The organism is Curtobacterium sp. VKM Ac-2889 (assembly GCF_015350855.1).
In the GTDB taxonomy this organism is placed as follows: Bacteria; Actinomycetota; Actinomycetes; order Actinomycetales; family Microbacteriaceae; genus Curtobacterium; species Curtobacterium poinsettiae.
The window spans coordinates 103,727-116,447 of record NZ_JADKSC010000003.1 but is presented as its reverse complement, the minus strand read 5'-3'; the positions used below and the strand labels follow the sequence as shown (position 1 = coordinate 116,447).

Sequence of the window (12,721 nt, the reverse complement as noted above, 5' to 3'; positions counted from 1 at the left end):
CAGACGATGACATCATCGTTCCCGAGCGGAACCGAGTGCACCCTCACTCGACGACCGCATCCAATCCACGACAGTTCCGGCGCGCGCTCAGTCGCCGCCTCTCGTCCGCGCTCCGCCACGGTCACCCGCCGTGCAGCAGCCCGGTCCGCCGCAGTGCGCCCCGTCGCAGCGACCCCCGTGTTCGCCGACGCCCTCCTCGCAGCATCCGCCTCCGGACCCGGAGGCCGGTGAGTCATGGCACTCACCGGTCGACGTCTCGAGGTCGACCGGATCGCGACCCTCGCAGTGCTCCCACGGGAGTCCGCGATGGTCGTGGTCGGCGACCCTGGTTCCGGACGCAGCAGCGTCCTCGACGCGGTCTCGAACCGCGTTTCCCTGCCCATCGTCCGGGTCGGTGTCAACGGGAGTGAATCCCGCTGGCCACTGGCCGGGGTGACCTCCCTGTTCACCGCGCTGGACGACCCACGAGCGACCGCGCACATCGCCCACCTGCTGCAGGCCGGTGGGACCGCGGCCGCTGTGACGGCCGGACTGGCGGCGGCCCACGACTTCCTCGACGCCGTGCACGCTCTGACCCTGCCGCCGACGCTCGTCCTCATCGACGACCTCGACCGGATGGACACGGAGAGCCAGGAGCTCATCGCGTTCCTCGCCGGACGACTCGCGGGCACCGCCCTGCGCGTCGTGGCGACGGTCCGCTCGGTGCCGTCGGACGGTCCGCTCGCGGCCCTGCCGACCCTGCGCATCGAGCCGCTGCCGTCGGACGAGGCCCTGCTCCTCGCCCGGTCCATGGCACCGGCCGAGGCGAACGACGGCGTCCTCGCCGTCCTCGCCGAGGAGACCGGCGGCAACCCCGGCGCACTCCGCGAACAGCTCGCGGTGCTCACCCGGGAGCAGCTCACCGGTGCCGAGCCGATCGTGCTCCCGCTCCGCCCCACTCCGACCACCGAGGCCATCGCTGCGCTCGCACTCGAGCCGGCCGCAGGACGCGATCTGGACGTCCTCGCGAAGCTCGCCCTGGTGCCCGTCGCGAAGACCACGGCGTGGGACCGGGACGAGCTGGACGACCTGGTCGGGGCCGGTCTCGCGACCGTCCGCGGGCAGAGCGTCACCGTGCGGCATCCACTGGTCCGTTCCGCGCTCTACTGGCGGATGCCCGCCCGTGACCGCCGCGCGGCACACGCCGAGCTGGCCACGGCGAGCGCCGAGACCGACCCGCGGTCGGCCGCGTGGCACCGGAGCTTCGTCGACGACGTCCCCGACGTGGTCGCGCTGCTGCAGGCCGCACGGTCGTACGTCGTGGACGGCGCCGTGCACGCCGCGATCGCGCTGACCGAGCGTGCCCTGCACATCGGTGGCGGGACCGAGGACGAGCACGTCGCGCTCCTCGGGGTCGCGGAGGCCATGCTCGGCAAGCGTCTGCTCGGTTTCGCCGCGCGGTACCTGGCGGCGCTCCGTCCGTTCCGGACGACGCCGAACGAGGTCCGCCGACTGCGTCTGCAGTACTCGGCTGAGTACCTCAGCGGTGACGCCGTGCACGCGGACGAGTTGCTCGTCCCCGTCGACGCGACCGACCCCACCGAGGTGGACGCCGTGGCCGGACTGATGGCCATGGTGGCGTGCTTCCGCGCCGAGGCGTGGGAGCTCGACCAGGCGAAGGACCTGCTGCACCGGATCGAACCGCTCGAGGCGTCGGCGTCCGCGCACACCCTCGAGATCACGACGACCGCGCGCGAGCTCATCGCCGCGGTGGACGGCGTGCTGCCGCCCGACACCGAGCTGCACGACGGGCTCGCGACGTCGGCGCTCGTGGCGATGTCCGACCCGGCCCTGCTGCTCCTCGCCCACGCGCTGAGCATCGGCGAGCGCTACCGGAGCGCGCGACGGGTGTTCGCACTCGTGCTCGCCCGTGGGCAGGAGTCCGCGGCGGTGTGGAACGAGGCGGCCCGGTACCTGACGTCCGAGAACGAGGTGCGCTCCGGCAACTTCCGGCAGGCGCTCCGCGCGATCGACGTCTGGGAGTCCGGCTCGTCCGTCGCCGAGCGGCTGCGTGAGCCGTCCCGGGCGATCGCCGTCGCGTGGCGGCACTTCGCCGAGGGCCGGTCGGCCGAGGCGCTCGACGTGGTGGACCGGTGCCTCGAGCACCGTTCGACGAGTCGGCTCTGGGGTGCGACGGCGAAGCTGCACGCGCTCCGCGGCAAGGTCCTGCTGCTCGACGGTCGGCTCGACGAGGCAGCGACCGCGCTCGAGGCCGCTGACGCGATCGGCCGGTCGCTCCGGAACCCGGCGGTGCTCCGGCACCTCGGTGACCTGGTCGAGGCGTACGTGCGCCTCGGTCGGATCGACGATGCCCGGACGATCACGGCCCGTCTCGCTGCGGACCACCACGCCCGCCCGGGTCGGTGGGGGGCCCTGGTGCTGGCGCGGAGCCTGGCGCTCGTCGCCGACGACACCACCCGCGAGTCGGCTCGTCGCCGCGCGCTGGAGCTGTTCCAGCCGCACGACTCGCAGTACGAGCGTGCCCGGACGTTCGCGGCGCTGGCCGCGGTCGGCAACCCCGCGGAGCGTCCGCGCCTGGGTGCGGCGGCCGCAGCGGCCTACGAGGCGGCGGGCCTGCGTCGTCCGCTCGTGACCCCGGCGCCGGCTGTGGCGATGCCGCCGTTCGGCACGGGTTCGTCGTCGATCCGGTCCGCGCCGGTGCTGTCGCCGGCGTTCCCCGGGACGCCGCGCAGCGCACCGGACGCGTCGGCGGTGCTCACGTCGCTGACCGCCGAGGAGCGCGCGGTGGTGCAGAAGGTCACCGAGGGGTACCGCAACCGTGAGATCGCGTCGTCGCTGTTCATGTCGCAGCGCACGGTGGAACTGCGGCTCACGCAGATCTACCGCAAGGTCGGCGCGCGGTCGCGATCGCACCTGGTCGCGCTCCTCACGTAGGAGACGCCACCACAGGATGAAGGGGAGGCCCGGTACCAGCTGGTACCGGGCCTCCTGTCCGTCTGCGCTCCACGTCTTCACGCAACCGACCTCGCAGGCTCGGTCGGCGCTGGCGCCGCGCGCCGCTGGCGCGTCGCTCCGCGCGAAGCGCGCGCGGTTGCGGGAGTCCGCACGCGCCCGCAGGGCGGTGTGCCCCCGCGCGCGGGGAACCGCAAGAGCGGCCGACCGGTGTTGCCGTGGGGTCGGCGGCGGGTGAGGCTTCTCCTGCACCGACCGCCGTGCCCCTCCCCCGGGGCCAGCCCGCGGTACCCCCGTCCGGTACCCGAGCCCCTCGGCCCAACGACACCGACGTCCGTCCTCGCCTGATCCGAGGACGGGCGCCGGTTCCCTCGCCCAGGGGACCCGGACGCGCGGCAGACCCGACGGCGGTCGGTGCAGCCCCACCGCCCCGTTCCACCCACCCTCGCTCCCCCGAAGGGACAACCGATGTGCGGCATCATCGCGGCCCGCGTGTCTGACGACGCGACCCCCTACCTGCTCGACGGACTCGAACGACTCGAGTACCGCGGGTACGACTCCGCCGGCATCGCCGTCCGGACGGCCGTCGGCGGCGCCGAGACGATCCGCTCGGTCTCCCGCGTCGGCGACCTGCGCACGCTCGTCGCGGCCCGTTCCGGCGACGCGCTCACCGGCATCGGCATCGGCCACACCCGCTGGGCCACGCACGGTGCGGTGCGTGAGGCGAACGCACACCCGCACGCCGACTGCACCGGCCGGATCTCGATCGTGCACAACGGCATCATCGAGAACGCGGAGCGGCTGCGGCAGACGCTCGAGGCGCAGGGGCACCGGTTCCGGTCCGACGTCGACTCCGAGGTCATCGCCCACCTGGTCGAGCGGGCCCTGACGGTCGACCCAGACCTGATGCTCGCGGTGCAGATCGCGACGGCGCAGCTCGAGGGGTCGTGGGCGATCGTGGTGCTGGACGCCCGGGACGGCCGGATGGTCGTGGCGGCGGACCGTTCCCCGCTGGTCGTCGCGCGCTCCGGCCGTGGTGACTTCGTGGCGAGCGACATCGGTGCGATCGCCGAGTGGTGCGAGACGTTCGTGGCGCTCCGCGACGGCGACGTCGTCGAGCTCGGCGAAGCCTGGACCTGGTCGTCCGACGGCATCACGGTGCCCGTGCCGTTCCCCACGGCGTCCCCGTTCGCCGCGGCCGCGCTCGACCTCGGTGACCACACCGACCACATGGCCAAGGAGATCGGCGAGCAGGCCGACGTCGTCGCGACGATCCTGGACCGGGTGGCCCGGCGCACCGCCGACGGCAGCATGTGGGTGGGCCTCGGTCTGGCCGGCTTCCACCGGCTGGCGATCGTCGCCTGCGGCACGTCGTTGAACGCCGGTCAGGTGATCGCGACGGCACTGCGCGGGATCGGCGGGGTGCCGACCGACATCGTCGTCGCGAGCGAGGCCGACCAGGCCGTGCTCGGTCCTGGCACCCTGGTCGTCGCGATCAGCCAGTCCGGTGAGACGGCCGACGTGCTCCGCGCCCTGGACCGGTTCGAGGACCGCCACCCGGTGCTCGCGCTGACGAACAACATGCACTCCTCGCTGGCCCGACGAGCGGACGCCTTGCTCGACTGCCACGCCGGTCCGGAGATCGGGGTCGCCGCCACGAAGACGTTCACGGCGCAGGTCGTCGTCGGCGTCGCGGCGATGATCGCCGCGATGGTCGCCTCCGGCCGCATCGAGCCGTCGCACGCCCAGGTGCTCGTCGACGAGCTGCTCGACCTGCCCGCCCGGATCGAGCACGCCGCGCGGGTGTCCGCCGAGCGGATGCCGCTGCTGGCGTCGAGCGTCAAGGAGGCGACCGGATTCCTGTTCCTCGGCCGTGGCACCGGGCTGCCGTACGCCGCCGAGGGCGCCCTGAAGCTCAAGGAGCTCAGCTACCGCTGGGCCGAGGCTTACCCCGCCGGTGAACTCAAGCACGGACCGCTCGCCCTGGTGGACGAGGGCACACCGGTGGTCGTCATCGACCACGGCGAACCGAAGATCCGGTCGGCGATCGCCGAGGTCCGGGCCCGCGGTGGTTTCGTCATCACCATCGGCGGCGAGTCGGCGGACATCCCCGCGCTCGGCCGCCGTGGCACCGGTGGCCTGGCCTGGGGCGCGATGACGGCGCCGTGGGGTCCGCTCGAGGCCGTCGTGCCGCTGCAGATGCTCGCCCGTGAACTCGCCCTGCAGCTCGGGTGCGACGTCGACAAACCCCGGAACCTGGCGAAGTCGGTGACGGTCGAGTAGCCGGGCGCCGACGCGTGAACCGCCTGACGGTGTTCCTCGCCGTCCTCACCGCCCTGGCGATCGCCAGCACCGTGGTCCTGGTCACGGTGGTGCTGACGACCGCCGTGCTCCCCTGACGCCGGTCCCGCAGGATCTTCCTGGGCGGGGCTGCGATGCTGGTGGCTTGACCACCGCAGCCCCGCCCCTCGTCTTCGTCGCGCTCCTCGTCGGCGCCGTCCTGCCGTTCGTGCCGTTCGTCGGCCGTGTGGCACGCATCGCCGCCACCATCGCGCACGAGGTCGGGCACGCGATCGTCGTCGTGCCGTTCGGCGGACGGATCCAGCGCATCGAACTGCACCCGGACGGCTCCGGCGAGGCCTGGGTCCAACTCGGACGGGTGCCCGGCGGCATCCGGTGGCTCGTCCGCATCCTCAACCTGTACGCCGGCTACAGCGCGCCCCTGTGGGCGGGTGTGCTCCTGGTCACCGGGGTGCTGCACGGCTCCCGCTGGCTGCCCGTGGTGGTGCTCGCGGTCATCGGCCTCGTGGCGCTCGCCTTCGTCCGGAACTGGTTCGGCCTGCTCGTCGTGCTCGGCTTCGACGCCCTCGCCCTGTGGGTGGCCGTCCGCCCGTCCGAGGTGACCGTGCTGGTGGTCGCCGCCGTCGGGGCCTTCTTCGTCGTCGACGGCCTGCGGTCGGTGGTGCAGGTCGGTCGCTGGCTGCTCACCGGCGCCCGGGTGCAGACCGACTTCCACATCGCCGCAGCCGAGATGCGGGTGCCGGCGTCGCTGTGGTTCGTGCTGTTCGTCCTCGTCAACGCCGTCGCAGTGTGGCTGGCGCGTGAGCCCCTGCTCCAGGTCTGGGACACCGTCGTCGCCGGGGTCCGCGCGCTCGTCTGAGGGGTGGCGGCCACGTAACCGGGGGCCGCAATCGCCTGTCCGCTCCGAGGGGCTGCGAGGCTACCGCCACACGACCCCCGGAGGTGTCCCATGGCGACCGACGACCACGGCTTCGCGACCGAACAGGTGCACGGCGGCTTCGTGCCCGACGCCGAGCACGGCGCCCGGGTGCCCGCGATCCACATGTCCTCCGGGTTCCTGTTCGACGACTTCGACCAGGCCCGTGACCGCTTCGCCGACACCGACGACGGCTACACCTACACGCGACTCGGCAACCCCACGAACGCCGACGTCGAGCGTCGCGTGGCGCTGCTCGAACGCGGGGTCCAGGCGATCCTGGTCGGCAGCGGCCAGGCGGCGGCGACCGTGGCGTTCCTCGGTCTGCTGCAGACCGGCGACCACGTCGTCAGCGCCCGGAGCATCTACGAGGGCACCCGCGGACTGCTGCTGCAGAACCTCGGCCGGCTCGGCATCGAGGTCGACTTCGTCACCGACGCCCGCGACCTCGACGCCTGGGCTGCCGCGGTCCGGCCGAACACCAAGGCGTTCTTCGCCGAGACGATCCCCAACCCGAAGAACGACGTCCTCGACATCGCCGGCGTCGCCGAGACCGCGCACCGCGCCGGGGTCCCGCTGATCGTCGACAACACCCTCGCCACGCCGTACCTGGTGCGCCCGGTCGAGCACGGTGCGGACATCGTCGTGCACTCGGCGTCGAAGTTCCTGTCCGGGCACGGTGCCGGACTCGGCGGGGTGGTCGTCGACGGCGGCCGTTTCGACTGGTCCGCCGCCCCCGAGCGCTGGACGCACCTGACCAGCCCCGAACGGTCCCTCGGCGGCGAGAGCTACGTCGAGCGGTACGGCAACCGGGCGTTCGCCGTGTTCGCCCGCGACGTCGTCGCCGCACGCATCGGTCCGGCGCCGTCCCCGTTCAACGCGTTCCTGCTCCGCCAGGGCATCGAGACGCTGTCGCTGCGGGTGGAACGCCACTGCGCGAACGCGCTGGCCGTCGCGTCCTGGCTGGACCAGCAGCCGGAGGTGACGAGCGTCGACCATGCGGGCCTGGCCTCCAGTCCGTTCCACGACCTCGCCCAGCGCTACCTGCCCCGTGGGGCCGGATCCGTCTTCGCCTTCACGCTCGCCGGTGGCGGAGCCGCCGCGCGCGCGTTCATCGACGCCGTGCAGCTGTTCAGCCGGATGACCCACCTGGGCGACGTCCGCTCGCTGATCCTGCACCCGGCGACCACCACCCACGCCGGCCGCACGCCGGAAGAACGCGCCGAGCAGGGCATCGACGACGGCCTGATCCGGCTGTCGGTGGGCATCGAGGACATCGCGGACCTGCTCCGCGACCTGGAACGCGGGTTCGCCGCCGTGCGGTCCGCAGCGACCACCGGCCTGGAGGCACGTGGAGCGTCCGACGCGCACCGCTCGGCGGTCGGTGGGCCGGCCCTCGACCGGCAGGAGCGCTGAATGGCCGAGCTGCAGCACTTCGGGTACTTCTTCTCGCGGGGCTTCGGCCCGCAGGCGTGGGGCCGGTCCGACTGGGACTGGGGCCACGACTGGACAAAGCCCGACCTGTACCAGCAGTCCGTCCGGACACTCGAGCAGGCCGGCATGGACCTGGTCATCGCCGAGGACGCCGTCTCGCTCGGGAACCCCGCGACCCTCGACCTGCGCATCCGGCAGGCGTACGGCGGCCCGAAGCACGACCCGCTGCTGCTCGCCCCGTACCTGTTCGCCGCCACCTCGCACATCGGCATCGCGCCGACCGTCAACGCGGGGATCACCCCGCCGTACCTGGCGGCACGGCAGTTCGCGACCCTGGCACACCTGTCCTCGGACCGTCTGGGGATCAACGTCGTCACCGACGTCGGCAGTGCACGGCACGCCGGCCTGCCGCCGCTGCCCCACGACCAGGCGTACGACCGCGCCGAGGAGTGGATCACGCTGCTCCGCCGGCTCTGGCACTCGTGGGGCGACGGGTACGTCGGGGCGCCGGACTCCTGGCACTTCGCGGACGGGGAGGCCCTCGACGCGTTCCACCACGAGGGCGCCCACTTCACCGCCGACGGGCCGCTCAACGCGTTGCCGCTCGCCTCGGACCCGGTCGTCGTCTCCCCCGGCGGCTCCGGTCGTGGGCTCGCGTTCGCCGGGACCCACTCGGACGTGCAGCTCGCGCTCGCGCCGTTGTCGGCCGCCGCGGTGACGGACTACCGAGCACGGGTGATCGCCGCAGCGGAAGCGGCGGGGCGCTCCGCGTCGGACCTGCGGATCCTGTTCGTGCTCAAGCCGGTGATCGTGTCCTCGCCGGAGGAGGCCGACCGCATCGTCGCGGCGTCCGAGCACCCTTCGGACGACGCGCTGCGTGCGGCGGCCATCGCGTGGTCGAGCGACTCCGAGACCGACCTGCTCGCGCTCGACCTGGACGCCCCGGTACCCGACGGGACCTTCGGTGAGCACGTCTCGGCCGGCACGATCCGCGGGCTGCTCGGGGACACCCCGGACGCACCGCTGCGGGAACTGCTCACCCGCAAGGCGCGGCAGGGGCGGATCGCGTCACGCTCGGGGTTCGTGGGGACCGCCGACGAGTTCGCGGACTTCGTCGAGGAGCTCGGCAGCGACGCCGACAACGACGGGATCATCTTCTCGGGTGACCTGCACCCGGCGCAGATCCACCGGACGTTCGGCGACCTGGTGCCGGTGCTCCGGCGCCGCGGGCTCCTGCGACGGGAGTACGGCGCCGGAGGGATCCGGGCGAACCTGTTCGACTTCTAGTGGGAGCGGCCGTGAGCTACTTCTTCTTGGACTTCTTGTCGTCGTCCTTCTTGGACTGCTTCTTGCCGTCGTCCTTCTTCGACTGCTTCTTCTTGTCGCCGTCCTTCTTCGACTGCTTCTTCTTGTCGCCGTCCTGCTTGGACTGCTTCTTCTTGCCGTCGTCCTGCTTCGACTTCGCCTTGCTCGCACCCGTCGGCAGCGGCAGGACGGCCGACACGGCCTCCCGCTCCGCCTGCGAGGCGTCGGCGTCGCCGGGCGCAGCCTCGGTCTCCGGCGACTCCACCCCGTCGATCGGCGCGACGACCACGGCGGAGCCGGTGTCCAGCTCGACGTCGACAGCGTGCTCCTCGAGCACCGGCGCCAGGGCATCGGCGACCCGTTCGACCGTGAGCACCGCGTCCGCCTCGGCGAGTCGGAGCAGCGCCTGTGCGGTCCGCACGCGGGTCGTGGACCGGCGCGCGAGGACGTCGGACCGTGCCCCCTCGAGGAACGTCCGCAGGGCGCGTTCCACGACGGAGCGGCCGCGCGGGGCAGCGCGGTCGAGCCGGTCGAGTTCCCCGGCGACCCCGGAGACGTCGTCGGCGACGTACTCGTGCCGGACCGACTCGATGAGCGCGGCGATGGCGGCGGCGGCACGTTCCACCCCGGCGGAGCGCTGGTCGAGCACGACGAGCATCTCGACCACCGACCCGTACGTGACGGTCTCGAGCCGCACCGGTTCGGCACCGCGGCCGCGGACGACCAGTCGGGTGTCGGGGTTCGGCAGCCAGGCGGCGAGGGCGGCGACCGTGGCGACGGAGCCCACGATCCGCTCGTACTCGCTGAGCACCACTCGTTCTTGCTCCCGCAGACGGACACGGATCGCGATCTCCTGCACCACGTGCTGACCTCTCGTTCGGGTTCGACGCGAGCGTGTTCTGCGCGCCTGCTCCGCAGCGTAGTCCTCGGACGTGGCGGAACAGGAAACGCCCCGGCACTGTCCAGGGGACGGTGCCGGGGCGTTCAGGTGGCTCAGCGTGACAGCGGTTCGTCGTTCGGCGAATGGTGGAGATGGGGGGAATCGAACCCCCGTCCATCGCTGCAATTCGACGTCTTCTACGGGCGTATCCGGATAGTTCGTTCTGCTCGGCCCCGTCCTTTGCTACCGGCTTCTAGGACGACGGGCCCAGTCTCAGTGCAAGTCCCGCACGGCCCTGAGGCGCAACCGTGCAGCAAGTCCTCTGGATGACGTCGGGATCAGGTTAGGGGACGGTCACCTGGCCGACGGACTTCATGTGCTGGGCTGCTTACGCAGCGAGAGCGAAGTCAGTGCGCTTGGAATTGGCACTTGTTGGTTTCCACGGATCGTTAACGAGATAACCGTGGGTCCTCGGCCCGCTTCCCGTCGGCACACAGGCAATGTCGAAACCGATCATCCCCATGCGGGCCGGACGTGCGAACCGCTGTCACGCTGTTGAGTTGCCAATGCCCCGATCGGAGCAGTCCCCCAGTCTAGCCGAGGACGTGCGTCGGCGCTACTCGCCGACGCGGTTCCGCGTGCGCATGGCCCGCTCGGCCTCACGCTTGTCGGTCTTCTCGCGCAGAGCCTGGCGCTTGTCGAACTCGCGCTTGCCCTTCGCGACGGCGATCTCGATCTTGGCCCGACCGTCGTGGAAGTAGATCTGCAACGGCACCAGGGTGTAGCCACCCTGCGCCGTCTTGTGCGAGATCTTCACGATCTGCTGCTTGTGCAGGAGCAGCTTGCGCTTCCGTCGGGGCGAGTGGTTGTTCCACGTGCCCTCGGTGTACTCCGGGATGTGCACGGCGTCGATCCAGGCTTCGCCACCGTCGATGAAGGCGTACCCGTCGACGAGTGACGCACGCCCCATGCGCAGGGACTTCACCTCGGTGCCGGACAGGACCATGCCTGCTTCGTACGTGTCCTCGATGAGGTAGTCGTGTCGGGCGCGACGGTTCGTCGCGACGATCTTCTCACCGCGTTCCTTCGCCATGACGACTCCTCTCGATGGTGACCGGTGCACTGCGCCGGATCGTTCCGCGCAGCCCTACAGACTACTCAACACGAAGCGGGCGGCGCACCTTCCCGGCGCGCCGCCCGCTCGCGGATGCTGTGCTGCGTCAGACCTTCAGGTACCGACGGATGGCGATCGATGCCGATGCCGCTGCGAGGAGCACCCCGATCACGATCACCGCGGGGACCACGATGGCCGCGTCCCCCATGCCGATGAACGCCGTGCCGGTGAAGCGCTCCGCCAGGAAGTTCCGGACGAAGAACCACACCACGGCGGTGATCGCGCCGCCGGCCAGGACGGCTCCGATGGCTGCGGCGATCACCCCCTCGAGCACGAACGGTGTCTGGATGAACCGGTTCGACGCACCCACGAGTCGCATGATGCCGAGCTCTCGCCGTCGGCTGAACGCCGACAACCGGATCGTCGTCGCGATGAGCAGCACGGCCGCCACGAGCATGAGCCCCGCGATGCCGATCGCCGTGTACGACGATGCGTTGAGCAGGTTGAAGATCGGTTGCAGGTACCCGCGTTGGTCGACGACGCTCTGCACGCCGGCGACCTTCGACAGGCTCTCGACCAGGACATCGGCCTGCGACGGGTTCTTCAGGTTGACCCAGAAGGTCTCGTTCAGGTACTCCGGCTTGACGAACTCCGTCGCGGCCGAGTCCTTGAACTGCTCCTTGAACCGGGTGAAGGCCTGGTCCTGGTTCTCGTAGTAGGTCTTCTCGATGTAGGGCTTGAGCGTCGACGACTCGAGTTGCGCCTGGACCTGTTCGCGCTGGTCCGCGGTGGCCTTCGCGCCGGTGCAGTTGCCCGTGGTGTCGGTGTCGGTGCACAGGTAGACGGCGACCTGCGCCCGGTCGTACCAGTACCCCTTCATCTGGTTGATCTGCATCTGCAGCAGGATCGCGGTACCGACGAAGGTCAGTGAGATGAAGGTCACGAGGACGACGGAGACGACCATCGACGCGTTGCGCCGCAGGCCCGAGCCGACCTCGGACATGACGAGTCCGAGCCTCATCGGATGAGCCCCGGGATCGTCTGGATGCCGGTGGTGTTGGACACGGTGCCTCGCTGGATCGGGACGGCCTGGGTCTGGTAGCCGCCGGACTGCTCGTCACGCAGGACGGTGCCGTTCGAGAGCTCGATGACCCGCCGCTGCATCTGGTTCACGATGCTGGCGTCGTGCGTCGCCATCAGCACGGTGGTGCCTCCCTGGTTGATGCGTTCGAGGAGCGCCATGATGCCGGCGGACGTGGTGGGGTCCAGGTTTCCGGTGGGCTCGTCGGCCAGCAGGATCGCCGGCTTGTTCACGACGGCGCGGGCGATGGCCACACGCTGCTGCTCACCACCGGAGAGTTCGTGCGGCATGCGGGTGGCCTTGCCGGCGAGTCCGACGAGCTTCAGCACGTCGGTCACGGCTTCACTGATGAAGCCCTTGCTCTTGCCGATGACCTGCAGCGAGAACGCCACGTTGTCGAACACGTTCTTGTTCGGCAGCAGACGGAAGTCCTGGAACACCACGCCGAGGTTGCGTCGGAAGTACGGGACCTTCCGCGACGCCAGGGACCCGAGGCGCTGCCCGAGCACGTGGATCTGCCCGCTGGTGGGCTTCTCCTCCTTGAGCACGAGGCGCAGGAAGCTGGACTTGCCGGAACCGGACGCGCCCACGAGGAACACGAACTCACCCTTGAGGATCTCGAGGGTGAGGTTGTCGAGCGCCGGACTCGGGTTGCCCGAGTAGACCTTGGTGACCTGGTCGAATTTGATCATGACCGGATCAGGGTAGGTCGCCCCGCTTGGAAAGCAAGCGAGGCGC

The 12,721-nt window shown here is 71.1% G+C and carries 9 protein-coding genes and 1 other RNA gene; 5 read left to right on the top strand and 5 right to left on the bottom strand.

All coding sequences use genetic code 11. The features are described from left to right. Positions 1-234: 234 nt before the first annotated feature. The 5 genes from ITJ50_RS10780 (at position 235) to ITJ50_RS10760 (ending at position 8,890) form a co-directional block, all read left to right on the top strand. A complete protein-coding gene (locus ITJ50_RS10780) occupies positions 235-2,934 on the top strand; it encodes a helix-turn-helix transcriptional regulator (protein ID WP_194590479.1) in 2,700 nt (899 codons plus the stop codon). A gap of 486 nt (positions 2,935-3,420) precedes the next feature. Beyond that, the gene (gene glmS, locus ITJ50_RS10775; protein WP_194590478.1) at positions 3,421-5,235 is read left to right on the top strand and encodes a glutamine--fructose-6-phosphate transaminase (isomerizing); all 1,815 of its coding nucleotides are present in this window, start codon (positions 3,421-3,423) and stop codon (positions 5,233-5,235) included. Positions 5,236-5,398: 163 nt separating this feature from the next. Next, a complete protein-coding gene (locus tag ITJ50_RS10770; RefSeq protein ID WP_017888209.1) occupies positions 5,399-6,112 on the top strand; it encodes a M50 family metallopeptidase in 714 nt (237 codons plus the stop codon). Positions 6,113-6,202: 90 nt separating this feature from the next. After that, a complete protein-coding gene (locus ITJ50_RS10765) occupies positions 6,203-7,585 on the top strand; it encodes an O-acetylhomoserine aminocarboxypropyltransferase/cysteine synthase family protein (protein ID WP_194590477.1) in 1,383 nt (460 codons plus the stop codon). Next, positions 7,586-8,890 (top strand): LLM class flavin-dependent oxidoreductase, encoded by a 1,305-nt coding sequence (locus tag ITJ50_RS10760; protein ID WP_056068916.1) that lies wholly within the window; start codon positions 7,586-7,588, stop codon positions 8,888-8,890. A gap of 16 nt (positions 8,891-8,906) precedes the next feature. On the opposite strand, the gene ITJ50_RS10755 is transcribed toward ITJ50_RS10760, so the two are convergent. The 5 genes from ITJ50_RS10755 to ftsE all read right to left on the bottom strand — a co-directional run bounded on the left by ITJ50_RS10755 (position 8,907) and on the right by ftsE (position 12,675). Next, a complete protein-coding gene (locus tag ITJ50_RS10755; RefSeq protein WP_194590476.1) occupies positions 8,907-9,770 on the bottom strand; it encodes a hypothetical protein in 864 nt (287 codons plus the stop codon). Positions 9,771-9,932: 162 nt separating this feature from the next. Then, positions 9,933-10,309, bottom strand: a transfer-messenger RNA (tmRNA) gene (gene ssrA, locus ITJ50_RS10750). A 95-nt stretch (positions 10,310-10,404) separates the two neighbouring features. Continuing rightward, a complete protein-coding gene (smpB, locus tag ITJ50_RS10745; RefSeq protein ID WP_017888213.1) occupies positions 10,405-10,881 on the bottom strand; it encodes an SsrA-binding protein SmpB in 477 nt (158 codons plus the stop codon). A 127-nt stretch (positions 10,882-11,008) separates the two neighbouring features. Next, entirely contained in the window at positions 11,009-11,923 is a 915-nt protein-coding gene (gene ftsX, locus ITJ50_RS10740) for a permease-like cell division protein FtsX (protein ID WP_017888214.1), read from the bottom strand. Then, complete coding sequence (ftsE, locus tag ITJ50_RS10735) at positions 11,920-12,675, bottom strand: cell division ATP-binding protein FtsE (protein WP_017888215.1); 756 nt, start codon at positions 12,673-12,675, stop codon at positions 11,920-11,922. Before ftsE ends, ftsX begins: the two co-directional genes overlap by 4 nt. Positions 12,676-12,721: the final 46 nt, after the last annotated feature.

What these genes read in the sequence shown, in the direction of transcription:
- ITJ50_RS10780 (WP_194590479.1), top strand. Translation starts at nt 235, where the DNA reads ATGGCACTCACCGGTCGACGTCTCGAGGTCGACCGGATCGCGACCCTC.
- glmS (WP_194590478.1), top strand. Translation starts at nt 3,421, where the DNA reads ATGTGCGGCATCATCGCGGCCCGCGTGTCTGACGACGCGACCCCCTAC.
- ITJ50_RS10765 (WP_194590477.1), top strand. Translation starts at nt 6,203, where the DNA reads ATGGCGACCGACGACCACGGCTTCGCGACCGAACAGGTGCACGGCGGC.
- ITJ50_RS10760 (WP_056068916.1), top strand. Translation starts at nt 7,586, where the DNA reads ATGGCCGAGCTGCAGCACTTCGGGTACTTCTTCTCGCGGGGCTTCGGC.
- smpB (WP_017888213.1), bottom strand. Translation starts at nt 10,881, where the DNA reads ATGGCGAAGGAACGCGGTGAGAAGATCGTCGCGACGAACCGTCGCGCC.
- ftsX (WP_017888214.1), bottom strand. Translation starts at nt 11,923, where the DNA reads ATGAGGCTCGGACTCGTCATGTCCGAGGTCGGCTCGGGCCTGCGGCGC.
- ftsE (WP_017888215.1), bottom strand. Translation starts at nt 12,675, where the DNA reads ATGATCAAATTCGACCAGGTCACCAAGGTCTACTCGGGCAACCCGAGT.